Source organism: Halomonas sp. 7T, from assembly GCF_025643255.1.
GTDB lineage: Bacteria > Pseudomonadota > Gammaproteobacteria > Pseudomonadales > Halomonadaceae > Vreelandella.
The window spans coordinates 1015581-1039705 of the sequence record NZ_CP087112.1 but is presented as its reverse complement, the minus strand read 5'-3'; the positions used below and the strand labels follow the sequence as shown (position 1 = coordinate 1039705).

The 24125-nt window shown below is 54.5% G+C and carries 22 protein-coding genes, 1 pseudogene and 1 other annotated feature; of the genes and pseudogenes, 12 read left to right on the top strand and 11 right to left on the bottom strand.

Going from position 1 to position 24125, the window contains the following annotated elements:
• The first annotated feature begins 45 nt into the window (after positions 1–45).
• Complete coding sequence (locus LOS15_RS04755; protein WP_263068490.1) at positions 46–1008, top strand: ABC transporter substrate-binding protein; 963 nt, start codon at positions 46–48, stop codon at positions 1006–1008.
• Positions 1009–1127: 119 nt separating this feature from the next.
• Here the strand turns inward: LOS15_RS04755 and LOS15_RS04750 are convergent, their stop codons facing one another.
• Complete coding sequence (locus LOS15_RS04750) at positions 1128–1997, bottom strand: LysR family transcriptional regulator (RefSeq protein WP_263069626.1); 870 nt, start codon at positions 1995–1997, stop codon at positions 1128–1130.
• A gap of 94 nt (positions 1998–2091) precedes the next feature.
• Here LOS15_RS04750 and LOS15_RS04745 point away from each other — a divergent pair, with 94 nt between their 5' ends.
• Positions 2092–2592: a lactoylglutathione lyase family protein gene (locus tag LOS15_RS04745; RefSeq protein ID WP_263068488.1), complete on the top strand. Its 501-nt coding sequence runs from the start codon at positions 2092–2094 to the stop codon at positions 2590–2592.
• Between the two features lie 107 nt (positions 2593–2699).
• Here the strand turns inward: LOS15_RS04745 and LOS15_RS04740 are convergent, their stop codons facing one another.
• Positions 2700–2993, bottom strand: a complete 294-nt coding sequence (locus LOS15_RS04740) for a 2OG-Fe dioxygenase family protein (RefSeq protein ID WP_263068486.1) — start codon at positions 2991–2993, stop codon at positions 2700–2702.
• On the opposite strand from LOS15_RS04740, the pseudogene LOS15_RS04735 reads away from it, so the two are divergent.
• The 4 genes and pseudogenes from LOS15_RS04735 to LOS15_RS04720 form a co-directional block, all read left to right on the top strand.
• A pseudogene (locus LOS15_RS04735) lies at positions 2992–3302 on the top strand (transposase); the annotation flags it as partial. The gene LOS15_RS04740 and the pseudogene LOS15_RS04735 overlap by 2 nt on opposite strands.
• Positions 3303–4016: 714 nt before the next feature.
• Positions 4017–5233 (top strand): IS3 family transposase gene (locus tag LOS15_RS04730; RefSeq protein ID WP_263068485.1). Its coding sequence is split into 2 segments (ribosomal slippage): positions 4017–4302 and positions 4302–5233, totalling 1218 coding nucleotides; the frame shifts between segments, so codons are not numbered across the junction.
• Positions 4292–4408 (top strand) — a sequence feature (AL1L pseudoknot). It overlaps the preceding gene by 117 nt.
• Positions 5234–5844: 611 nt before the next feature.
• A complete protein-coding gene (locus LOS15_RS04725; RefSeq protein WP_263068484.1) occupies positions 5845–6432 on the top strand; it encodes an NAD(P)H-dependent oxidoreductase in 588 nt (195 codons plus the stop codon).
• Between the two features lie 175 nt (positions 6433–6607).
• On the top strand, positions 6608–7528 hold the full coding sequence (locus LOS15_RS04720) for a ketopantoate reductase family protein (RefSeq protein WP_263068482.1): 921 nt from the start codon (positions 6608–6610) through the stop codon (positions 7526–7528).
• Between the two features lie 29 nt (positions 7529–7557).
• Here LOS15_RS04720 and LOS15_RS04715 read toward each other — a convergent pair whose 3' ends face one another.
• From LOS15_RS04715 to LOS15_RS04675, 9 genes are all read right to left on the bottom strand, one after another.
• Positions 7558–8184: a glutathione S-transferase family protein gene (locus LOS15_RS04715; protein WP_263068480.1), complete on the bottom strand. Its 627-nt coding sequence runs from the start codon at positions 8182–8184 to the stop codon at positions 7558–7560.
• Between the two features lie 109 nt (positions 8185–8293).
• Positions 8294–9193: a 3-hydroxyisobutyrate dehydrogenase gene (gene mmsB, locus LOS15_RS04710; RefSeq protein WP_263068478.1), complete on the bottom strand. Its 900-nt coding sequence runs from the start codon at positions 9191–9193 to the stop codon at positions 8294–8296.
• A 38-nt stretch (positions 9194–9231) separates the two neighbouring features.
• Positions 9232–10347 (bottom strand): enoyl-CoA hydratase/isomerase family protein, encoded by a 1116-nt coding sequence (locus tag LOS15_RS04705; RefSeq protein ID WP_263068476.1) that lies wholly within the window; start codon positions 10345–10347, stop codon positions 9232–9234.
• Between the two features lie 36 nt (positions 10348–10383).
• On the bottom strand, positions 10384–11538 hold the full coding sequence (locus LOS15_RS04700; protein WP_263068474.1) for an acyl-CoA dehydrogenase family protein: 1155 nt from the start codon (positions 11536–11538) through the stop codon (positions 10384–10386).
• A gap of 253 nt (positions 11539–11791) precedes the next feature.
• Positions 11792–12784: a branched-chain amino acid ABC transporter permease gene (locus LOS15_RS04695; protein ID WP_263068472.1), complete on the bottom strand. Its 993-nt coding sequence runs from the start codon at positions 12782–12784 to the stop codon at positions 11792–11794.
• 2 nt (positions 12785–12786) lie between these two features.
• Complete coding sequence (locus tag LOS15_RS04690; RefSeq protein WP_263068471.1) at positions 12787–13674, bottom strand: branched-chain amino acid ABC transporter permease; 888 nt, start codon at positions 13672–13674, stop codon at positions 12787–12789.
• A gap of 146 nt (positions 13675–13820) precedes the next feature.
• Positions 13821–15044 (bottom strand): ABC transporter substrate-binding protein, encoded by a 1224-nt coding sequence (locus LOS15_RS04685; RefSeq protein WP_263068469.1) that lies wholly within the window; start codon positions 15042–15044, stop codon positions 13821–13823.
• 159 nt (positions 15045–15203) lie between these two features.
• Positions 15204–15953 carry an ABC transporter ATP-binding protein gene (locus LOS15_RS04680; RefSeq protein WP_263068466.1) on the bottom strand — a complete coding sequence of 250 codons (750 nt, stop codon included), beginning with the start codon at positions 15951–15953 and terminating at the stop codon, positions 15204–15206.
• Positions 15950–16738: an ABC transporter ATP-binding protein gene (locus LOS15_RS04675; RefSeq protein WP_263068464.1), complete on the bottom strand. Its 789-nt coding sequence runs from the start codon at positions 16736–16738 to the stop codon at positions 15950–15952. Before LOS15_RS04675 ends, LOS15_RS04680 begins: the two co-directional genes overlap by 4 nt.
• 333 nt (positions 16739–17071) lie before the next feature.
• Here LOS15_RS04675 and LOS15_RS04670 point away from each other — a divergent pair, with 333 nt between their 5' ends.
• Genes LOS15_RS04670 through LOS15_RS04645 form a run of 6 tightly spaced genes read left to right on the top strand, consistent with a single transcriptional unit; the run spans position 17072 to position 24086 of the window.
• The gene (locus LOS15_RS04670) at positions 17072–17479 is read left to right on the top strand and encodes a MerR family transcriptional regulator (protein ID WP_009099444.1); all 408 of its coding nucleotides are present in this window, start codon (positions 17072–17074) and stop codon (positions 17477–17479) included.
• 6 nt (positions 17480–17485) lie between these two features.
• On the top strand, positions 17486–18655 hold the full coding sequence (locus LOS15_RS04665; RefSeq protein WP_263068463.1) for an isovaleryl-CoA dehydrogenase: 1170 nt from the start codon (positions 17486–17488) through the stop codon (positions 18653–18655).
• A 10-nt stretch (positions 18656–18665) separates the two neighbouring features.
• Positions 18666–20273, top strand: a complete 1608-nt coding sequence (locus LOS15_RS04660; protein ID WP_263068461.1) for a carboxyl transferase domain-containing protein — start codon at positions 18666–18668, stop codon at positions 20271–20273.
• 12 nt (positions 20274–20285) lie between these two features.
• Positions 20286–21119 (top strand): enoyl-CoA hydratase/isomerase family protein, encoded by an 834-nt coding sequence (locus LOS15_RS04655; RefSeq protein ID WP_263068459.1) that lies wholly within the window; start codon positions 20286–20288, stop codon positions 21117–21119.
• The gene (locus tag LOS15_RS04650; RefSeq protein ID WP_263068457.1) at positions 21116–23167 is read left to right on the top strand and encodes an acetyl/propionyl/methylcrotonyl-CoA carboxylase subunit alpha; all 2052 of its coding nucleotides are present in this window, start codon (positions 21116–21118) and stop codon (positions 23165–23167) included. Before LOS15_RS04655 ends, LOS15_RS04650 begins: the two co-directional genes overlap by 4 nt.
• A 10-nt stretch (positions 23168–23177) precedes the next feature.
• Entirely contained in the window at positions 23178–24086 is a 909-nt protein-coding gene (locus tag LOS15_RS04645) for a hydroxymethylglutaryl-CoA lyase (RefSeq protein WP_263068455.1), read from the top strand.
• Positions 24087–24125 lie beyond the last annotated feature (39 nt).

Below are 24125 nucleotides of genomic sequence, written 5' to 3'. Positions count from 1 at the left end.
AAGGCACGGTAGTCTCATAGGGTCTTTACAACAAAGGAACTTCCTATGACTTGCTCGCGTTGGTTTAGCGCTATCCCTATCAGTGGCGTACTGCTCTCATCTGTACTGTTGAGTGCACCCACCTTCGCTCAAGATGACGCCGACACCGTTCGCTTCGCCGTGCCCGCCTGGCCCGGCGTAACGGTCAAAACCGCGTTGACTGCGCAACTCCTAGAAGCCTTGGGTTACAACGTTCGCCAGCAGGAGCTTGGTTCCACCATTACCTATGAAGCCATGAATCAGGGTGAAATTGATGCCTTCATGGCGGCTTGGCTGCCTGCGCAAAACGGCATGTACGAAACCGCCCTGGAGCGCGGAACAATCGTAGATTTGGGCAATAATGTCGATGGTGCGCGGTTAGGTTTTGCCGTTCCAGCCTATGCTTACGAGGCGGGCTTCACCTCCGCCGAACAGTTCGCCGATGAGGAATTCGCCGAGCGCGTTAACCGCACTATCTACTCTATTGAAGTTGGCTCCGGAATGAGCGATCTGCTCAACGCCGCCGTGGACGACAATGTGTATGGCTTGGAGGAATGGAAACTCTCTGAAACCTCAACACCTGGCATGTTAAGTGCCGCAGCGGATGCCATGAGCCGTGATGAGTGGGTGGTGTTTGCCGGTTGGACGCCGCACTGGATGAACATCGAATACGACATTGAGTATCTCGACGATCCCGAGAATATCTGGGGCGACGGAGGTGGCAGAAGCGATGTCAAAACCTTGGTCACCACTGCGTTTTCGGAGGGAAATCCCAACGCCACGCGCCTATTGGATCAAATCACTTTCACTGCCGATGATCAAAGCGCAATGATTTACGGCTTCAGCTATGAAGAGAATGAGCCAGAACAGGTCGCGCTTGAATGGATACGTAACAACAGCGAGCGTGTTCAGGCCTTTCTTGACGGCGTGACCACACGCCATGGTGAACCCGGCTGGGAAGCTGTCGAGCAAACGCTAATGCGCGAATAAGAAGGGAGCGATTGGCTAACGATGGTATGCGCTATCATGGGCAATTTTAAAGACAGCGCATGCCATCCAATTATGTGTTTAGCGCGTCTTCGTAATGCCATTGGTCAAACTGGGGCAGTTTAAAGCCACCGCTGGGCTTCAGCTATGACAGTCTTCATTCTCGCCTGAAGCGCCCGATGCCGATGTAAACAAAGATATAGCGTTTCGCTGACGGGAGTCGCGAGCCGATGAACGTTAATGTGCTCTGACTTCTCAAAAGCTTCAACTGCATGTGCAGGTAAGACGGTAAAGCCCAAGCCCATGCTGACCGGCTCTAGAATCAAACTGATCTGGTTTGAGAACCCCTTTTTGGGAAACTGGCTGCTGTGCTGAAAATCAGGGTAATTGGCGCCCAGCAGCAGGTTTGCATGATGACTTCCATCGGGGTGATCGATAAACCCCAGGGTCATGAGAGTGTCCCAACCCGGCTCTTTTACGGTAGCAGGTGTTACCAACAACAGTGATTCTTGCGCAATGGGCGTACAGATTACGTCAGCCAGGGTCGATTTCGACGTCATAAACCCGAGATCAACCTTAGACTCGACAATTGCGCTTTCAACATCTGGATTTGGCGCAAACCGGTAATCAATAACCAGTTCCGCGTACCTGCTCTGTAACGCCAACAAATGCGGATAAACCTTCAGCCCGACACTTCCCGGCGACATAAGCCGCACACACCCTTCAAAGGGTGGATCTTCGCCGACTTTCTGTTCAAGGTTCGACAACGCAAAGAGAATGTCCTGCGCCTCGATATACAGCCGTTCGCCGGCCCCCGATAGATAAAACTGTTTACCCTGCCTCACAAGCAATTCGGTGCCAAGCTGCTCTTCCAGCTTACGTATATGCTGACTCACCCCTGACTGCGTCATGTGTAGACGCTCGGCTGTACGGGTAAAATGTCCTACATCCACGAGGGCGCAAAAGGTGCGTAGCCAAGTAGTGTTAATCATCACGATATATGATCACTATAATCAAAAATGATAATTTTAAATGATTACAGGCGCTCTGTAACCTGACGTCAGTCTCACTAAAGGAGGACAAGCAATGCACAGCGTCTACCCAAGAAACTTCTCGCACATCGGTATTTCCGTACCGGATCTTGAGCAAGCCGTACAGTTCTACACCGAAGTGATGGGCTGGTATCTGATCATGGAACCCACCAAGATCGAAGAGGATGACAGCGCCATCGGAGAAATGTGTACGGATGTATTTGGAGCCGGGTGGGAAAGTTTCCGAATCGCGCATCTATCGACCGGAGACCGAATAGGTGTCGAGCTTTTTCAGTTCAAGAATCAGACCAACCCAGAAAATAACTTTGAATACTGGAAAACTGGCGTCTTTCACTTCTCTGTGCAAGACCCCAATTTGGAAGAACTCGTTGATCGTATTGAGGCCGCTGGGGGTAAGCGGCGCATGAAGAAGCCGCGATACTACTATCCGGGTGAGAAACCCTACCGCATGATTTACATGGAAGATCCATTCGGAAACATTGTGGAAATTTATAGCCACAGCTACGAACTCACCTACAGCGAAGGCGCCTACTAACCATTGGCGCTTAAACGTTCCGCGGGTTTGGCAAGCGCATAATCAAGACGCCCCCGGAGTTCCGAGGGCGTTGATGTTGCTAGGTTCTCAATTTAACGAGCGTGTCCTTAGCTTTTATTAAGAACCGCTTCCGGGAAGTGGCGACGCAACATTCGGTTCTGGAAGTCGTCCACGAAACGGCTGTTAATGATGATGATAAACCGCTCGAAGGGTGCCTCGCTGTCGAGCTGTTCGATCCCGTCGACGCTGTGGAATAACCGGTCATCGCGCAGATGAAGGATATCACCCGGATTCAGGGTGATATCGACCAGGGGTTGCATGCCAGCCTTGTCTGCGTAGTGATCTTGCCCAGTAGCAGTGGACACCTCAAAAATGTAATACGCTACGATGAGGTGAACCATGGCAAGATCGACAACATCAATGAAGAAAAAATCTTATACCCGTTACTCAGATGCCTACCGTCAAGAAGCGTTAGCGCTGGCTGATCGCATTGGTGTGGCAGCAGCGGCTCGTGAGCTGGGTATACATGCGAGTCAGCTTTATCAGTGGCGCTCCAAAGCGCAGCTTCAGCAAGACATCTCTGAACGAGAGCAGTCGTTGGCAGAAGAAAACGCCCGCTTGAAGCGCCAATTAGCCGAAGCAAATGAAGAGCTGGCCATCACAAAAAAGGCCGCGGTGTACTTTGCGAAGAGCCTGAAGTGAAGTTTTCACATGCGAGGATGAGCGAGCTCAAAAAAGATAATACAGGCGGCTCGTAGCTGACCTCGTCTTCGCTGCTTACAAAGACCTTGCCAAACGAGGTGTCGAAAATATCGACACTGGTGAGATCGTCGCAGATACCTTGTCCTGACCACGTATGGTTCTTAGAAATACCGTCCTGCTCAAACGAAATGCAGGCTTTCTGCACAGCAGAGCCTGGTTCATAGACATTGGGATGGAGAGTACCCATCTCCCGGGCGCCGCAAACATTCTTGAGGAGTCTGACGTAACCGGATTTGCCTGACCCATTATGCCCATAAACAATCGTGATATTACCTTTTCCAAATTCTAGTGGTTTCTTCGGAGCAAGGGCGTTTACTCCTTCGATATCACTGATTGAGCACAAACGCAGCGTACCGGATACGTTTTGGGAGAACGCACTAGCAGGAATGGAACAAGCCTTCTGGGGCAACTTTCCATCAGCTTCCTGCCGACACAGATCTGCGAGATCAGAGACGGCTTCGTCGGAAAATTCAGACTGCTGAAGTAGTCGAGTAGCTGCAATCTGAAGCCACTTAGGTCGTTCTGAAAACCATTTGGTCAGGGTACTTTCCGTATTATTCATGCTTATATTGCTTCCTCTAGCTAGTAATGCCACTCGCAAAAACAACACATTGAACCGCCCCGGCTTTACCGGAGACTCCATATCTTGAGAGGATGGAGTTATGAACTCACCAAAACGATATTCCCCAGAAGTCCGGGAGCGAGCTGTTCGATTAGTCCTTGAACAGCAAGGCGAATACCCGTCCAAGTGGGCGGCGATCTGCTCCATTGCCAGCAAGTTCGGCTGTACACCAGAGACTTTGAGAGCCTGGTGCAAGCGCACAGAGCTCACGCAGGAAAACAGCTCGGTTAACCTGTCTGAACATGAACGGCTCAAGCAACTAGAGCGTGAAAACACCGAATTGAAGCGTGCCAATGAAATTCTCCGTAAGGCGGCTGCTTTTTTCGCCCAGGCGGAGCTCGACCGCAAACCCAATTGATGGTGTCATTTATCGACGAGCATCGTGCTCAGTTCGGGGTCGAGTCGATTTGTAGTCAACTGCCAATCGCCCCATCGACGTATTACCACCACAAGGCACTTGAAGCTGATCCTGAACGGCGGGCAGACCGGTATCGGCAGGATGCGTTTCTTACCGCTGAGATTCAGCGCGTGTGGGAAGAAAACTTCTGCGTCTACGGTGCCCGTAAGGTCTGGCGGCAACTCCGCCGCGAAGGCGTTAATGTTGCTCGTTGCACTGTAGAACGGCTCATGCGCCGCCTAGGAATTCGCGGCGTGGTGCGAGGCCAACGCCCCTTCACGACCATCAGTGATCCCGGCCAGAAACGGGCACCTGATTTAGTGAAACGTGACTTTACGGCCATGCGTCCTAATCAGCTCTGGGTGGCCGATTTTACCTATGTCGCTACCTGGTCTGGCTTCGTTTACGTTGCGTTGGTTATCGATGTTTATGCACGCTGTATCGTGGGTTGGCGTGTAGCGACGTCGATGAGAACGGCACTGGTGCTGGACGCTCTGGAGCAAGCTCTGTGGGCACGAAAACACAGACAAGGGTTGATCCATCATAGTGATAGGGGAAGCCAATATCTCTCGATCCGCTACACCGAGCGTATGGCTGACGAGGGTATCAATGCCTCAGTCGGCACCACCGGCGACTCCTACGACAATGCGCTGGCTGAAACCATCATCGGCTTGTTCAAAACGGAGGTGATCCATCATCGTGGCCCATGGAGGGGACTGGATGCCGTTGAGTATGCCACGCTGGAGTGGGTTGACTGGTTCAACAACCGCCGACTGCTGGAACCCATCGGAAACGTTCCACCAGCAGAACGAGAAAGGACGTATTATCGTCAACTGGAAGAGTCGGGTGAAGCTGCCTGACTCAAACAAACCGGTCTCCGGAATAACCGGGGCGGTTCACATCGACCAGTTATTAGCCTGCCTATCTTATGATTGGATAAACTAGCCATCAGGTTTATCCGACAAACGCAGTCTAAAAATCACTCTAATCAATTGACATACGATATTGATAATTAGTCTGCATATATAGAACTCGCGCGCCTTATGGATTTCCCGGGACGTCCGCTCAGGGTCGAAAGCGGCCATAAACGACTCAAAAGCCCGCTTTGCAACCTCTTGCCCAACCACTTTAAAGCCAACAAAATCTGCTTAGCTTCCAACCTACCAAACTCGGCTTATCCGTGTCATTAGAAAATAGTCATGTACCTAGCGCTTTTTCTTAGTTTCGGCTCCTTACGTTGAGCGCCGAAAGCTTGGTGGCACTGCCACTGCTGGTGATGTTTTTGATTATGACGACCCATTGGATTATCGGCCCTGGAGCCATTGGCCGCTTATTGGCGCATGGCTACCGATGCATGATAAAAACCCTATTGCGACGCACAATCAGCGTTGCTATTGGGTAATAGCAGGCACAAAGCGTGATTAATGACCGCCGCGCACTTACTCCTCTGTTTACAGCGAGAACCCGCCAAATGAGCAAGCGAATTCTGATCCTGCAGGGCCATCCTGATGCCAGTAAGGCGCACCTGTGCCACTCTTTCGCGGATCACTATTGCGAAGGCGCCCAGGCCAACGGCCACGAGGTCCGCCTGATTAACATCGCCTCTCTGGAATTTCCGCTGCTGCGCAGCCAGCAGGAGTGGCAAACAACTTCTCTGCCAGCCTCACTGAAAGCGGCGCAGGAATCCATCGGTTGGTGCCAGCACTTGGTACTGATCTTTCCGCTGTGGCTTGGCGACATGCCAGCTCTGGTGAAAGCGTTTTTAGAACAAGTGCTGCGGCCGGGCTTCGCCTTCTCATATGTGGAAGGCAACCCGCTGGGAAAAAAGGGACTGACCGAACGCACGGCGCGGGTCATAGTGACCATGGGCATGCCAGCGATGATTTATCGACACCTTTATCGGGCGCACAGCATCAAATCATTGGAGCGCAATGTCCTCGGCTTTGTCGGCTTCTCTCCCGTGCGTGAAACACTGATCGGAGGCGTAGAGACGATGAGCGAGCAAAAACGCAACGCATGGTTTCGCAAGCTGCATACGTTAGGAAAAAAAGCCAAGTGAAGTTAACGGTGGCCACCCAGTAGACGACTGTGACGCATGACGCCTGTAATTGAACTTGTTGCCAAGGCGCGGCAACTAGCAAAAACTCTATCGATAGCCCTTTTGCACCTCTTCGCCACCCCACTCCGAACGCGGTAAGCTTGGCGGTCTACCCGTTTATGATGAAGTGTTCCCCATGACAACCCATTGGATTCTTGGCCCTGGGGCCATTGGCCGCCTGCTGGCGCACTCGCTGGCCCCGTTGGTTGAGGTGGTGGTGATTGGCCGCCGTGAGCTGCCTTCACGGCAGGTGCTCACTACACCGGAAGGCGAAGCGCGTACCCAGCATTTAACCTTGCTAACGGCTGCGCAGTTGGCAACAGATACGCCTGAACCGCCTGCTTTTGTGCATATCACCACCAAAGCGATGGCCGCAGAGGCGGCGCTGGCCAGTGTGGCTAGCCAGCTGCCCCCTTCTACCCCGCTGGTGCTGTGGCAAAACGGTTTTTACGCCCAGCCGCGCATTAACCAAACGTGGCCTGGGCCGGTGCTGTGCGCTACCACTACCCAAGGTGCTTACCTAACCGGGGACGATGGCGTGGTACACGCAGGCCGAGGGCCGACGTTTCTCGGAGATTTGGAAAATCAGCACGCAGCGCTAGCAGAAACCTTAGCGGCGCAGTTGAATGAAGCAGGCTTTAGCGCCACCGCTGTCAGCGATATTCGTCAACGCCTGTGGCAAAAGCTTGCGGTGAACGCGGCGATTAACCCGCTGGTGGCACTAAACGGCGTGCGGAACGGCGCGCTGCAAGAAGCCGCTTATGCGGGCCATGTGGAGGCAGTGGTCACGGAAGTGGCGGCGATTTTACAGGCTGAAGACATTGCGCCACCGTCGGGCGAGCAAAGAGACGATGCCTGGTTAGCGTTGGTAAGGCAGGTAATCGCCAACACCGCCCATAATAAGGCGTCGATGCTGCAGGATGTTGAAGCCAAACGCCCCACCGAGCGCGGGGCTATTTTAGGGCCACTGATTGCAAGCGCCGAGCGGCATGGGTTGACGTGTGAAGCGCTCACAGCACTGGATAGCGCGCTTGCGGCACTGGAAGCGCGCTTTTAACTCAACCCCCACCGCTGAGCTGTGTTGGGTTAAGAGACGGGAATCATGTCCACCTTGCGGTAGGAAGGCAGCTCGGCAAGCTGTCCGGCCCAGCGTTCAAGGTGCGGGCGAGGTTGCCAGGTTAGGCCACTGTTACGCAGGTTATAAACGAACGGGGCAAGCGCAATATCCCCCAGGCCAAACGTATCGCCGGAGAACCAGCGCTGCTCGGCAAGCGCATTATCCATCTGTTCAAACAAGGTTTCACAGGTGGTAATCACCGGTGCTAAGCGCGCCATATCGCGCTGTTCCGCGGGCGTTCTTATATAGCCCAATAAGAACTTGCGGTGTGGTGGCGTTAGTGCACTTGTCGACCAATCCATCCACTTTTCCATTTGGGCGCGCTGGGCGGGGTTGTCAATCCACAGCGCGTGTTGACCATACTGGGCCGCTAGATAGCGAATAATCGCGTTGGACTCCCAGAACACGCTTTGGGTGGCATCGTCTTTTAACAGTGGCACTAGCCCGTTGGGGTTCATGGCCAGATATTCAGGCGTCGTGTTAACCCCGTGCTCCCGCCCTGCTGGAATTTGCTGGTAAGGCAGCTCCAGCATTTCCAGTACCCAAAGGACTTTTTTTACATTGGTAGAGTTATTGCGGCCCCAAAGCGTAATCATGAACGCCCCTTTTTTATGGATTAACCCAAAGCGCTCACGCTTGCGCTTCAAGGCACGGACTCAGGCACGAAATGGCAAGACGAGGCGCTGCCCCGTCTTTTAGCCCAACTTATGCGCTGTCTTTATCCTGATAAAACGTTAACAGGCTGGAAAAGTCGAGCTTACCGTTACCGCCTGCTTTGTGCAGCGTAAATAGTGAGCGGGCTGCTGACCCCATCGGCACTGGTGAGGCGCTTTGCTGGCTCACATCCATGGCGAGCCCCAGGTCTTTAATCATCAGGTCGACCTGGAAGCCGCCTTGGTAGCCTTTTGAGGCGGGGGCATTTTCCATCACGCCAGGGTAAGGGTTGTAAACATTAAGCGCCCAGTTGCCGCCAGAGCTCTGTTTCATGATCTCGGAAAGCACGGCAGGGTCCAGGCCGTTTTTGACGCCCATGTTGATCGCTTCGCAGGTGCCCGCCATCAGGATGGAAAGCAGCATATTATTGCAGACTTTGGCAATTTGGCCTGCGCCGTGGTCGCCAGCGTGGAAAATGTTCTTACCCATTACATCCAGAACGGGCTTGGCCTGTTCGAATTGGGCATCAGAGCCGCCCACAATAAAGGTTAAGGTGCCCGCCTGGGCGCCACCTACCCCGCCAGATACAGGCGCATCGACAAAACCCACGCCTTTTTCTGCGCCAGCGGCAGCAACGCTACGGGCGGTATCTGCATCAATGGTCGAGCAGTCGATGACCAAAGCGCTTTTTTTGATCACATCAAACAGCGGCTGGTCACCGTCTACATACAGGCCTTGCACGTGCTTGCCTGCGGGCAGCATGGAAATAATGAAATCGGCATCGGTGGCTGCGGCCTGGGCAGAGGCCGCAATTTCACACCCTTGAGATTTTGCGGTTTCCAAGGCTTGGTCAGAAAGGTCAAACGCGCGAACGCTGAAGCCTGCTTTCGCTAAGTTGGCCGCCATTGGGCCACCCATGTTGCCTAAACCGATAAACGCGACAGTGGTCATCTTTGTTGTCCTTATTAGAAAATTGGCTGAGAAACGGGTTAACGAAGATCCGCAAGTGGACTTTCTTCCCACGGCGAAACCAGCAACGCATCAATAAAGCTTTGTTCAACTGACGAAACGTCTGGGTATTTCCACGCGGGCTGGCCGTCTTTATCGACTAACAGGGCGCGTACGCCTTCGGGGAACTCCTGATGACGACAGCACTGCACGGAAAGCGCTAGCTCAAACTGAAACACCTCGGCCAGTGACATGTGCTTGGCGCGTTTAAGCTGCTCATCAATTAACTTCACTGACACGGGGCTACCATGGGAAAGCGTTTTCTGCGCTTTGCTGAACCATTTGTCATCGCTGTTAACTGCCAACACCGCCTCGACCGCTTGTTCAACGGTGTCGTGATCCATAAGCTCACGAATCAGGGCGGCGGACTGGTGAACAGGCGTCTCTAGTTCGGCAAATACGCCTTGAGACGCCTGCTCAAATTCGCGCAGTATGCGGTTGACAACACCGTGGGCGTCGGTTTGCTCTCCTTCTCCCCAGGTGGCGTCGATTAGTTTTTGAGCCAGGTCTGTGCGGTAGTGGCTAGCAATGGCGCGGTCCGCAAGGCCAAGATGAACCGCATCCGGTGCGTTAATTTGGCTGCCGGTCATGGCTAAAAAGCGGCCGGTGCCATTCGGCAGGCGGTTTAGAAACCAGCTTGCCCCTACGTCCGGATAAAGGCCGATAGTGACTTCCGGCATCGCAAGCCGGGAAGTTTCCGTCACAATTCGGTGGCTGCTGCCGCTCAGCAGTCCCATTCCTCCGCCCATCACAATACCACTGCCCCAGCAAATAACGGGCTTGGGGTAGGTATGTAACAGGTAGTCAAGACGGTACTCGTTCTCAAAGAAACGTTCAGGGAAGTCTGGCTCGCCATCTCCTTTAATCGCTTTGTACAGATTGACAACATCGCCACCGGCGCAAAACGCTTTTTCACCCACGCTATCCAGCAGCACCGCGACAATGCGCTTGTCGGTTTGCCACGCTTTCAAGCGTGGCAGCATCTCTTCAATCATCTCTAACGTCAGGGCATTCAGCGAACGCTCGGCGTTAAGCGTGATCTCGCCAATAACATGGCCATCTTGGGTGGCGTGTTCAGCAAACAGTACGCTACTCATTCCATTGTCCTTGTGGTTGGCTGCGCTGGTGGCTAACTATAGCTCTGAAGCACTATCAGAGAGCACGCGGCGGGAAATAATCAGTCGCATAATTTCGTTGGTACCTTCCAAAATGCGGTGCACGCGGGTATCACGCACGTAGCGTTCCATCGGGTACTCTTTGATATAGCCGTTACCGCCGTACATCTGTAGCGCCTCGTCGCACACCTTAAAGCCCACATCCGTCGCAAACCGTTTAGCCATGGCGCAGTAGGTGCTTGCATCCGGGTGACCTGCATCTAACTTGGTGGCGGCCATGCGTACTAACTGGCGAGCGGCGACAAGCTCCGTCACCATATCGGCCATACGGAACTGAAGCGCTTGGAAGTCTGCTAAGCGCTTACCAAATTGCTTACGCTCCAGCATATAGTCACGGGCTTTGTTGATCGCCTGCTGGGCGGTACCGATTGAGCAGGTAGCGATATTGATACGCCCACCATCTAACCCCTTCATGGCAATTTTGAAGCCGTCGCCTTCGTTACCCAGCAGGTGGTTAGCAGGCACGCGCACATCTTCAAAGGTAATCATTCGGGTTGGCTGGCTGTTCCAACCCATTTTGTCCTCTTTGCGTCCATAGCTAATGCCGCTTGTTTTCGCATCAACCGCAAAGGCGGAAACGCCGCTGGGGCCTTCACCCCCGGTACGCGCCATCACCACTAAAAAGTCGGTGCTGCCCGCCCCGGAGATAAACATCTTACTGCCATTGAGGACGTAATCATCGCCATCACGTTTGGCTGTGGTTTTAAGCGAGGCCGCATCAGAGCCTGAATTGGGTTCGGTTAAGCAGTAAGAGCCCAGCAGCTCGCCGGTGGCCAGTTTTTCGCCCCACGTGGCTACCGCTTCCGGCGTGCCGAAATCAGCCAGCATCCACGTCACCATGTTATGAATGGTGAGATAAGCAGTGGTTGAAGTGCAGCCCATAGAGAGCTGTTCAAAAATAATGCTCGCATCCAGACGCGAAAGACCCAGCCCGCCTACGCTTTCCGGCGCGTAGAGCGAACAGAAACCTAACTCGCCTGCTTTACGAATAACATCCACGGGGAAAAAGGATTCTGCATCCCACTCTGCTGCGTGGGGTTCTAACTCGTTTTGGGCAAAAGCCCGTGCCATATCAGAAAAGGCAATTTGGTCTTCGCTTAGCTCAAAATTCATGACGTTCCTCCGCATAAGCGTGGCTGCAAAACGCACTGTTTAGCGTCAGGCGGCACAGGCTCTGCTATTTGTCGTTGTTAGCGAATGTCGTAGTTGACGGTTATCGTCACTAGCCATGTTGACGTTTACGTTAACTTATATTTTTACCTTAACCTACGCAACCGCTTAGCCCCACTACCTTTGGACTAGACGTATGTTAAGGACAAAAAAAGGGTGCCATTTGGCACCCAACGGACAGACTCGGTTTAACCCATTACTTAAAGTTTTTGCGATACATTTTATCTAGCTCGCCCACAATGCCGCTGCGGAAACTAAGCACACAGATCACAAAGATAATGCCAAGAATAACGCTTACCCAGTTACCCAACGGCGACTGCGCCAAAATGTGCTGCAGGCTAACCACAATCCCTGCACCCATAAGAGGCCCAAGCAATGTTCCTACCCCACCTAGCAGCGTCATCAGAATCACTTCACCCGACATGTGCCAGTGGGCATCGGTTAATGAAGCCAGCTGGAACACCACGGTTTTGGTGGAGCCCGCTAACCCAGCGACAGCAGCAGAGAGTACAAAGGCCAACAGTTTGTAGGCATCAACGTTGTAGCCTAACGAGACCGCACGGGGTTCGTTTTCACGAATCGCCTTCAGCACCTGCCCAAAGGGCGAATGCACGGTCCGCTGGATAAGCGCAAAGCCGAATAAGAAGATCGCAAACACGAAGTAGTACATCGCCAAGTTACTACTCAGGCTGATGATGCCGAACAGTTCACCCCGTGGCACGCCGTGTAAGCCGTCTTCACCACCGGTAAAGGGCGCCTGTACAAACATGAAGTAGACAAGCTGCGCTAGCGCCAGCGTCACCATGGCGAAGTAGATACCCTGGCGACGGATAGCCAGCAGGCCAAATAGCAGCCCTAACACCGTAGCCATCAGGGTACCGCCGATAATGCCCAGCTCGGGCGTTAAGCCTGGGTAACTTGCCAGTAAGTAGCCGGTAATATAGCCACCCGTCGCGAGAAACGCGGCATGCCCAAACGAGAGTAGTCCCGCATACCCCAGCAGCAAGTTAAAGGCGCTAGCAAATAGTGCAAAGCAGAGAACCTTCATGAGGAACACTGGGTAGGCTAAGAAAGGCGCCACCAGACCCACTGCAACAAGCGCTATGTAGAAGAGGTTGCGGCGCATATTGGCACGTTTTTGGCGTTCCAACACCGCAGAGGGTGCTTTGATTGTTTGAGAATCTGCCATGGTTAAGCCTCCTTACCGAACAGCCCAGCGGGGCGTAACATGAGCACTAATATCATCACCAGGAAGATCACGGTATTAGAGGCTTCCGGGTAATACACTTTGGTTAAGCCTTCGATAACCCCCATGCCTAAGCCGGTAAGAATCGCCCCCAGAATGGAGCCCATTCCCCCGATAACCACCACGGCAAACACCACAATCAGTAGGCTTGAGCCCATGGTAGGTGAAACCGGGTATAGCGGAGCTGCCAGAACGCCCGCAAACGCAGCCAGTGCAACACCAAAGCCATAGGTAAGGGTAATTAGCAGCGGTACGTTAACCCCAAATGCCTGCATAAGCTGGGAGTTTTCTGTACCCGCCCGTAGATAGGCGCCCAAGCGAGTGCGCTCAATCATGAACCAGGTGAATAGACACATTGCCAACGCCGCTACCAGTACCCAGGCGCGGTAAGTAGGCAGGAACATAAAGCCAAGGTTAAGCCCCCCTTGAAGTACCTCTGGAGTGGCATAACGCGCGCCGGAAACCCCGAAGAAGTTGACCAGCGTGCCTTCAAAAATCAGCGCTAACCCGAACGTTAGCAGTAGCCCGTAAAGGTGATCCAAATGGGCAATACGACGCAGCAAGAAGCGCTCCATCAACATGCCAAAACCACCGACCACCAGCGGCACCAAGAGCAGTGCTAACCAGTAGTTAATGCCTAAGTAGCGAAAGCCTAACAGCGCGGCGAAGGCCCCCAGCATGTATTGTGCCCCATGGGCAAAGTTGACGATCTTCAGTAGGCCGAAGATGACCGCCAGGCCCAAACTAAGCAGTGCGTAAAAGGCACCGTTCACAAGCCCAAGCGTTAGCTGGCCCATAAACACGGCCAGTGGCACGCCGAATATCATCGTCATGGTATGACTCTCCTCGCCGCCAAGCGGGTAGCAGCACCTGCTGCCACCCGTGGGTATTGCTTATGTAATAACGCTTCAAGGCTGTGAATGGCTAAGCCTGAATCGCTGCCATAGGCCCTATGCTTTCAAACGTTTCTAGACCCGTTTTAGTTTTGAACCAGCTTGCACTGACTCTCGGAAAGCGGACGGTAGGCTTCTTCGGCGGGAATGGTGCTGAGGATTTCATAGAGATCCCACTCACCGGTAGACTCTTCCGGTGTTTTCACCTGGGCCAGGTACATATCGTGAATCATGCGGCCATCTTCACGAATGGTGCCGTTGCGGGCAAAGAAGTCATCAACGGGCATTTCTGCCATCTGGGCACGTACCACTTCAGGGTCATCGGTACCCGCTGCTTCTACGGCTTTTAGGTAGTGCATGGTGCTGGAATAGATACCCGCTTGCACCATCGTCGGCATACGGCCCATCTCTTCGTAGTAACGCTCAGACCACGCACGGGCCTCTTCATCCATGTCCCAGTACCAGCCAGTGGTAAGCAGCAGGCCTTGGGTAGCTTCCAGGCCTAGGGCGTGAACGTCATTTAGGAAGATAAGCAGACCCGCTAACTGCTGACCGCTTTGAACAAGACCGAACTGGCTAGCCGTGGTGATCGCGTTGACGGTATCCGCACCTGCGTTAGCCAGACCCACAATTTTGGCTCCAGAGCCTTGCGCCTGGAGAATGTAAGAAGAGAAATCGCTAGTGGGGAACGGATGGCGAACGCCGCCCACTACTTCACCACCACTCTCTTCTACGACGCGTGTTACGTCACCCTCAAGCGCGTGGCCGAAGGCGTAGTCTGCGGTCAGCATGAACCACGTGTCGCCGCCCTGTTCTACAACGGCTTGTGCGGTACCGTTGGCCAGCGGGTAAGTGTCATACACCCAGTGAATGTGGTTTGGCGTGCAGTGTTCATTGGTAATGCTTGACGCCGCAGAGCCGGATACGATGCCCAGGCCGTTGTTCTCTTCAAGCACACGGGTAACCGCGATAGTGACCGAAGACGCCACAAGGCCGCCCACCATATCCACGTTACGCTGATCAATCCATTCGCGTACCGTGTTCGCACCCACGTCTGCGCTGTTACGGTCATCCGCACTAAAAATAACAATGGGGGCGCCATTAACACTGCCACCAAAATCTGCCACGGCCATTTCCATAGCCGTTTGCCCACCTGGCCCGGCAAGGTCACGATACGTACCTGACATATCTGCCAGATAACCAATGCGAACTTCACCATCGCTCATGTCAGCCTGAGCGGTTGAAATAGCCATGGTGGAAGCAGCGGCAACAGCGATGCTGGCGGTCAGCGTTTTTTTCATGAAGGTCATGTTCGTCTCCTGGCCCTTAAGGCCTTTGTTTTTGTGTTACGACGTTATTAAGTGTTTTATAGAGCGTTCAGCGTTTTTAGTACCGTTTTTTAAGTACTGTTTTTTTAAGTACTGCGTTATTAATCTCGGTGGTTGTTAACCCCCCAGCTTCGGTCGTTGCTACACCCCCAACATACTGTTGAGATGATCACGGCGAGATGGCAGCTGTGCCGCGGTGATCTCTTCCACAATCTGACCATGATCCATCACGAAGTGGCGATCCGCTAAAGGGGCCGCAAAGCGGAAGTTCTGCTCCACCAGCACAATGGTCATACCGCGCTCTTTCAACTGGATTAACACCTCAGCTAATTTCTGCACGATAACCGGTGCCAACCCCTCGGTAATTTCATCAAGCAGCAATAACCTAGCCCCGGTGCGCAAAATACGCGCCATGGCCAACATCTGCTGCTCACCGCCTGAAAGCCGCGTCCCCTGGCTTTTTCGGCGCTCATACAAATTGGGGAACATGCCATAGATTTCATCTAGGCTCATGCCGCCTGAGCGCACGGTGGGCGGTAGCAATAGATTTTCGTGTACATCCAAACTTGCAAAAATCCCCCGCTCTTCCGGGCAGTAACCAATACCCAGCCGAGGAATATGGTGCGGCTTCATACGCAGCGTTTCGTTACCGTTAATGACGATAGAGCCGGTGCGTCGTCCCACCATATTCATAATGGCTTTAAGGGTAGTGCTGCGCCCTGCGCCATTTCGACCTAATAGGGTCACCAACTCGCCACGTTTAACATCAAAATTCACGCCGTGCAGAATATGCGATTCGCCGTAAAAAGCATGCAGATCATTTACCCGCAACATTTCCAATGTCTGCGAATCGGACGCTTCGTGTGACTCATACGCCTCGGCAGTATTCATACAGCAGCCTCCTCTTCAGCAGCTTCACTACCCATGTAAGCCTCACGCACCAGCGGGTTGCGGGAAACCTCGTCATAGTCGCCTTCTGCTAACACGGCGCCACGCGCTAGAACAGTAATGCGGTCACATAACCGGCTTACCACGCTTAAGTTGTGTTCCACCATCAATACCGTGCGTCCTTGTGAGACACGCTTAATCAGCGCCACGATGCGGTCAACATCTTCAGCGCCCATGCCCTGGGTAGGTTCATCCAGCAGCATCATTTTGGGGTCAAGCGCTAGCGTCGTGGCCACTTCCAAGGCACGTTTGCGGCCGTAAGGCATTTCTACCGTTAAGGTGTCGGCGTACTCTCTTAAGCCCACTTCTTCCAACAGCTCGATGGCGCGATCGTTAAGATGGTCGAGCGACTTTTCCGACTTCCAAAAGTGAAAAGAAGTGCCCAACTGGCGCTGCAGGGCAACACGAACGTTTTCTAGCGCGGTCATGTGGGCAAACACGGCCGAAATCTGAAACGAGCGCACTAAGCCAAGCTGGGCTATCTCGTTGGACTTTTTACTGGTGATAGGTTTGCCGCGATAGAGGATCTCACCGCGAGTAGGCGGTAAAAACTTGGTTAACAGGTTAAAAACGGTTGTTTTACCTGCACCGTTAGGCCCGATAAGGGCGTGAATATGCCCTTCTTGGACTTGAAGGTTCACATCATCAACGGCGGTAAAGCCGCGGAACTCTTTGGTCAGCCCTCGCGTTTCGAGCACTGGCCCCTTATTGACATCGTCTGCACGCATGAAGTGGTAAGCCTCTTGTTGTTCTTGTGCTGACTTTGCACCAGCCAGTTTACTCTGGAGCGGAAAATCGTTAGCCGGCGACGCACCCTTACCTGAACGTAAGGTGTAGGTGCAAACTAGCAATCACTTGCAGGGTATTACAATTACAACTTTGGTCTACGCAGGCTAAGTTACCTCTACCAACAACTCTTTAAAATTATATTTTTCATACACTTAAATAAATTCAACGGTTATCGACGCAAAGCAATATCAGCTTTACGTTAACGTAAACTTGTTTTAGCCTCATGGTCAGTGTTCCATAGGGACATCCCCCTATTGACGAGAACCATGATAATGAGCAAAACCTACTCGATCAGTGAGCTGGCCAGCGAGTTCGATGTCACCACGCGCAGTATTCGCTTTTATGAAGACCAAGAGCTTTTACACCCCGCCCGCCGGGGACAAACACGCATATACAGCAGTAAAGATCGTGTCCGGCTGAAACTAACGCTACGCGGCAAACGCCTGGGATTTTCCCTCGCTGAAATTCGGGAACTTTTCGAGCTGTGGGATGAAACCCGTAGCGGCAGCGAAAAACAGCTGCACCTGATGTTAAGCAAGATTGGAGAGCGCCGCGCCGCCCTCGAACAACAAATGAAAGACATCACCATGGTGCAGCTTGAGCTTGAAAGTGCCGAAATTCGCTGCCGACAAGCACTTGAAGAACTGAACGAAAAGCATCCATTAACAACCACAAGGTAATTGACCATGTTTTCACACTATTCAGAACTTAATTTTGGCCTGGACGACGAACTGAACATGCTGCGCGAGCAGGTCAACGCCTTTGCCGCGAGTGAAATTGCTCCCCGCGCTGCCGAAATCGACCGCACCAACGAATTTCCTAACGACCTTTGGAAAAAGTTTGGCGATATGGGCCTGCTGGGTATTACCGTGTCTGAAGAGGATGGCGGTAGTGGCATGGGCTACCTAGCTCACTGCATCGCTATGGAAGAAATTTCGCGCGCCAGCGCCTCGGTCGCACTCTCCTACGGCGCGCACTCCAACCTGTGCGTCAACCAGCTCAAGATTAACGCCACCGCTGCACAAAAAGAGAAATACCTGCCCAAGTTGATCAGCGGCGACCACGTAGGCGCGCTGGCAATGTCCGAGCCGGGCGCAGGTTCCGATGTCGTCTCCATGCAGCTGCGCGCAAAACAAGATGGCGATCACTACATCCTTAACGGCAATAAGATGTGGATCACCAACGGTCCTGATGCGGATGTGCTGGTGGTGTACGCCAAAACCGACCCAGACGCGGGCTCTAAAGGCATTACCGCGTTTATTATCGAAAAGGGCATGGAAGGCTTCTCGACCGCGCAGAAACTCGACAAGCTGGGCATGCGTGGCTCCAACACCTGCGAACTAGTGTTCCAGGATTGCCGTGTACCCGCCGAAAACATACTGGGTGACGTCGGCAAAGGCGTGCGCGTACTGATGAGCGGTTTGGACTACGAACGCGCCGTTCTAGCCGCTGGCCCCATCGGTATTATGCAAGCCGCCATGGACGTGGTGATGCCCTATATCCATGAGCGTAAGCAGTTCAACCAATCCATTGGTGAGTTCCAACTCGTGCAGGGCAAAGTGGCCGATATGTACACCACGCTGAATGCGTGCCGCGCCTACTTATACGCCGTCGCAGGTGCTTGCGATCGCGGCCAAACGTCGCGCAAAGACGCCGCTGGGGTGATTCTATACTGTGCCGAAAAAGCCACCCAAGTCGCCCTGGATTCTATTCAGCTACTCGGTGGTAACGGTTATATCAACGAGTATCCCACCGGACGCCTGCTGCGCGACGCGAAGCTGTATGAAATTGGCGCGGGCACCAGCGAAATTCGCCGGATGCTGATTGGCCGCGAACTCTTCACCGAAACAAAGTAAGGGCCGCGCCATGAGCACACTCTCTACACAGATCAATCCCCGCAGCGATGTCTTTCAAACCAACGCGGCCTCAATGCTGGCGGAAGTTTCCAAGCTACGCGAGTTAACCGCCGCCGTCGCCCAAGGCGGTGGCCCTAAAGCTCGTGAGCGCCACGAAAGCCGCGGCAAGTTATTCGTGCGTGATCGCATCGACCACTTAATTGACGAAGGCTCGCCCTTTTTAGAGTTTTCCGCCCTGGCAGCCCATCACGTTTACGATAGTGACGTACCCGCAGCAGGCGTAGTAACGGGCATTGGCCGGGTATCTGGCGTTGAGTGCGTGATTGTGGCTAACGATGCCACGGTAAAAGGCGGCACGTATTTTCCGCTAACGGTGAAAAAACACCTGCGCGCTCAGGAAATTGCCCGCAAGCACCGCCTTCCGTGCATCTACTTAGTCGATTCTGGCGGTGCTTTCCTGCCCCGCCAGGACGAGGTGTTCCCCGACCGCGACCACTTCGGGCGCATTTTCTACAACCAAGCCACTATGTCGGCAGAAGGCATTCCACAAATTGCCGTGGTGATGGGCTCCTGTACCGCAGGGGGTGCTTACGTACCTGCTATGGCGGACGAATCCATCATCGTTAAAGAGCAGGGCACGATTTTCCTAGGCGGCCCGCCGTTGGTAAAAGCTGCCACCGGCGAAAGTATCAGCGCCGAAGACTTGGGCGGCGCCGATGTGCACGCCAAAGTCAGTGGGGTTGCCGACCACTACGCCGAAAACGACGCCCACGCGCTGCAGCTCGCCCGCGCCTGTGTATCGCGTCTGAACTGGCAAAAGCGTGGCAAATTAGCCATGCAGGCGCCAAAACCACCCAAGCTCGACCCCGCCGAGCTTTACGGCATTGTGGGTACCGACCTTAAAAAACCCTACGACGTGCGCGAAGTGATTGGCCGTGTGGTCGATGATTCTGACTTTGACGAGTTCAAACGCTACTACGGCGACACGTTGGTGACCGGCTTTGCCCATATCCACGGCTACCCAGTAGGCATTGTGGCCAACAACGGCGTGCTGTTCTCTGAAAGCGCCGTCAAAGGTGCTCACTTTATTGAGCTGTGCGCCCAGCGCAAGATCCCGCTGGTGTTCCTGCAGAACATTACCGGCTTTATGGTCGGCTCTAAATATGAGCACGAAGGCATCGCCAAGCACGGCGCCAAGCTGGTAACCGCCGTGGCCTGCGCCAAAGTACCTAAGTTCACAGTGCTCATTGGCGGCAGCTTCGGCGCGGGTAACTACGGCATGTGCGGCCGCGCCTACGATCCCAACCTGCTGTTTATGTGGCCCAATGCGCGTATTTCGGTGATGGGTGGCGAGCAGGCAGCAGGCGTACTTTCTCAGGTGAAGCGCGAGCAACATGAACGCGAAGGGCGCGAGTGGACCAAAGAGGAAGAAGAGGCATTCAAACAGCCCACCCGCGATCAGTACGAGCACCAGGGCCACCCTTACTATGCCAGCGCCCGTCTGTGGGATGACGGCGTTATCGACCCGCTGCAAACTCGCGATGTGCTGGGACTTTCGCTCGCGGCCGCGATGAATGCTGAAGTCGAAGAGACGCGCTTCGGCGTGTTCCGGATGTAAGGGGCAAATACCATGGCTTACTCAACCCTACTGATTGAAAACGGCATCGCGCGCCTGACCCTAAACCGCCCAGAGGTGCATAACGCCTTCGACGACAGCTTGATTGCCGAACTCAATGCGCACCTTGAAAAACTGCATCAACTGGCCAATGCTGGCGATGTTCGGGCAGTCGTACTCGGTTCTGAGGGAAAAAGCTTCTCCGCAGGCGCTGACCTGAACTGGATGAAGCGTATGGTCGATTACGACTTAGAAGATAATCTCGCTGACTCCCGCAAGCTGTCAGCCTTAATGCATGGCCTGGATACCCTGCCCTGCCCCACGGTGTGCCGAGTGCAGGGTGCCGCCTTTGGCGGTGCGGTAGGGTTAGCTGCCTGTTGCGATGTGGTCATCGCGTCAGGAAAGGCAAAATTCTGCCTCTCAGAAGTCAAAATTGGCCTCTCGCCTGCCGTCATCAGCCCTTACGTGCAGCGTGCGCTGGGCGAGCGCCAAATGCGCCGCTACGCTTTAACGGCAGAGGTCATAGACGCCGAAATAGCGCTGGCGCTGGGTTTAGCGCATAAGGTGGTGGAACATGAGGCGCTAGATACCGAAGTAGACGCTATGCTGGAAACTCTGCTAGCCGGCTCGCCCCAAGCACAACGCGCCACCAAAGCCCTGCTGGCAAGCGTTGCACAAGCGCCAGATGCTGACGCCACACGTGAACACACCTGCCAGGTCATCGCTAAATTACGGGTGAGCCAAGAGGGACAAGAGGGCTTATCCAGCTTTTTTGAAAAGCGCCGCCCCGCCTGGACGCAACCGTCCAGCCTTCAAGAACAGAACAACGCTGCGGAGCCACGCTCATGACGCTTGAAAACAACGCTCAGACACACACGTTCGATACCCTGCTGGTGGCTAACCGCGGCGAAATTGCCTGCCGAGTGATGCGCACTGCCCGCCGGATGGGGCTTAAAACTGTCGCTGTTTATTCAGATGCCGACGCCACTGCCCGCCATGTGCGCGAAGCCGATGAAGCCGTGCGTTTAGGCCCCGCCGCCGCCCGCGAAAGCTATTTGAATGTTGATGCGGTGATTGAAGCTGCCAAGCGTACCGGCACAGGCGCAATTCACCCCGGCTACGGTTTTCTATCGGAAAACGGTGGCTTCGTAAAAGCGCTTGAACAGGCAGGCATTACCTTTGTTGGCCCACCCGCCTCCGCGATTGCCGCCATGGGCGACAAATCTGCCGCCAAAGCACGCATGGCAAACGCAGGCGTGCCCTTGGTGCCGGGCTACCATGGCGATGATCAGGACGATGACCTGCTGCGCGCCGAGGCCGACAAAATCGGCTACCCCGTGATGCTCAAAGCCAGCGCCGGTGGCGGTGGTAAAGGCATGCGTGTTGTAGAGAGCGGCGAAGGGTTCAAAGCAGCACTCGACGGCTGCCGCCGGGAGTCCAAGGCGGCCTTTGGCGACGACCGCATGCTCATTGAGAAGTATCTAGTGCAGCCCCGCCATGTGGAAGTCCAGGTGTTCTGCGATCGCCATGGTAACGGCGTTTACCTCTTCGAGCGTGACTGCAGCGTTCAGCGCCGCCATCAAAAAGTCATTGAGGAAGCTCCGGCCCCCGGCATGACGTTGGAGCTGCGCCAAGCCATGGGCGATGCCGCCGTTCGCGCCGCCAAAGAGATTGGCTATGTAGGCGCGGGTACCGTTGAGTTCCTGTTAGATATTGACGGCTCGTTCTACTTCATGGAGATGAACACCCGCCTGCAGGTTGAGCACCCCGTTACTGAAATGATCACCGGCCAGGACTTGGTTGAATGGCAGCTGCGCGTGGCAATGGGCGAGCCACTCCCCTGCACCCAAGACGAGCTAACCATCACGGGCCACAGCTTTGAAGCGCGGATTTACGCCGAAGACCCAGAGCAGGACTTCCTGCCCGCCACCGGCCTGCTCACTCGCTTTGCACTGGATTTAGAGGGCGCAGGGCTAGACCGCGACCAAGTACGTTTAGACAGCGGCGTAGAGAGTGGCGACAACGTTTCCATGCACTACGACCCCATGCTGGCCAAGCTGATTGTTCACGGCCCTGACCGTGACGCTGCGCTTGCCACCTTGAACCGCGCTTTAGCCGCGCTGGATGTCCAGGGTGTGGTGACGAATCGCGCGTTCCTGCAGCGCCTTGCCAATCACCCTGGCTTTAAAAATGTCGAGCTGGACACGCGCTTTATCGAGCGCAACGAAGCCACGCTATTTGCCCCGCGCAGTTACTCTACCGAGGCCTACGCCAGCGCTGCGTTGATTGGTTTAAACCAGCTGGCGCAGGAGTGTGAAAGTGATTCTCCCTGGGATCGTCATGACGGCTTCCGTTTGAATGCCCCGCATACCATCCGCATTGCGCTGTGTGACCCGGCAAGTGCTCAGGCGGCAGACAGCGACGAAGCGGTGGTGATTGTGGAAGGTAAGCGCGAGAGCGGCGAATCGCTTTGGAACCTCACCATTGGTGATGAAACGCTCACCGCTAGCCTCCAATCGCTGACGGGGGATGCCGTTGCCGTCACGCTAAACGGCCACCGTCGCCGCCTTCAAGCGCGCCGCGATGGGCATGTTGTGGTGATGGCAGAACCAAGCGGCGAAACGCGCCTGTTCTGGCGCCGCATTGACGCCATCGACCACGGCCACCATGAGGCGGAATCAACCCTGACCGCCCCGATGAACGGCACCGTGGTAGCACTACTGGTTGAACCCGGCGCAGCGGTTGAGAAAGGCATGCCGCTGATGGTGATGGAAGCCATGAAGATGGAACACACCATGACCGCACCGGCCGATGGCAGCGTCGAGTCATTCCATTTCCAGGCCGGCGATACCGTGAGCCAGGGCGATGTATTGCTCGACTTCGCCCCCAGCGAATAGGAACAGAACTATGGCACTGCCAACGTCAATTAAGCTGTTTGAAATGGCCCCCCGCGACGGCCTGCAAAATGAACCGGGCACTCTGGTGCCCACCGCTACCAAGATCGAACTGATCGAACGGCTAGCCAACGCTGGCCTCACCCATATTGAGGCCGCTAGCTTTGTCTCGCCTAAGTGGGTGCCGCAAATGGGCGATGCCACCGACGTTATGAACGGCATTGCTCGCCAACCCGGCGTGGTTTACTCAGCACTCACGCCTAACCTAAAAGGCTTGGAAGGCGCACTGGCAGCGGGCGTTGAGGAAGTCGCGGTGTTTGGCGCCGCCTCCGAAGCGTTCTCGCAAAAGAACATCAACTGCTCAATTGCTGAATCCCTTGAGCGCTTTGAACCCGTGCTCGCACGGGCCAATGAGGCAGGCGTTCGAGTACGCGGCTATGTCTCCTGCGTGCTGGGCTGCCCTTATGAAGGCGATATCTCGCCCCAAAAAGTGGCCGAGGTGGCCAAGGCGCTTTATGAGATGGGCTGCTATGAAATCTCCTTGGGCGATACCATCGGCGTGGGCACGCCGCTTGCGGCTAAGCGAATGATCGAAGCCACCCGCCAGCAAGTGCCTATTGAGCACTTGGCCGCCCACTTCCACGACACCTATGGCATGGCCCTGGCTAACTTATATGCCGTGCTGGAGGAAGGAGTCAGCGTAATTGACGCCGCCATCGCAGGCCTTGGCGGCTGCCCTTACGCTAAAGGCGCATCCGGCAATGTGGCCACCGAAGACGTACTCTATTTACTTGAAGGCCTGGGGATTAACACCGGCATCAACCTTCAGGCGGTGATCGACACCGGCTACTGGATTACCAACGAGTTAGGCCGCAAGCCAAGCGCAAAGGTCGCTCTCGCAAAAGGCATTAGCCGCCAATAACCGTCCAATAATAAATAAGTACCGCCTGACGTCCCGTTT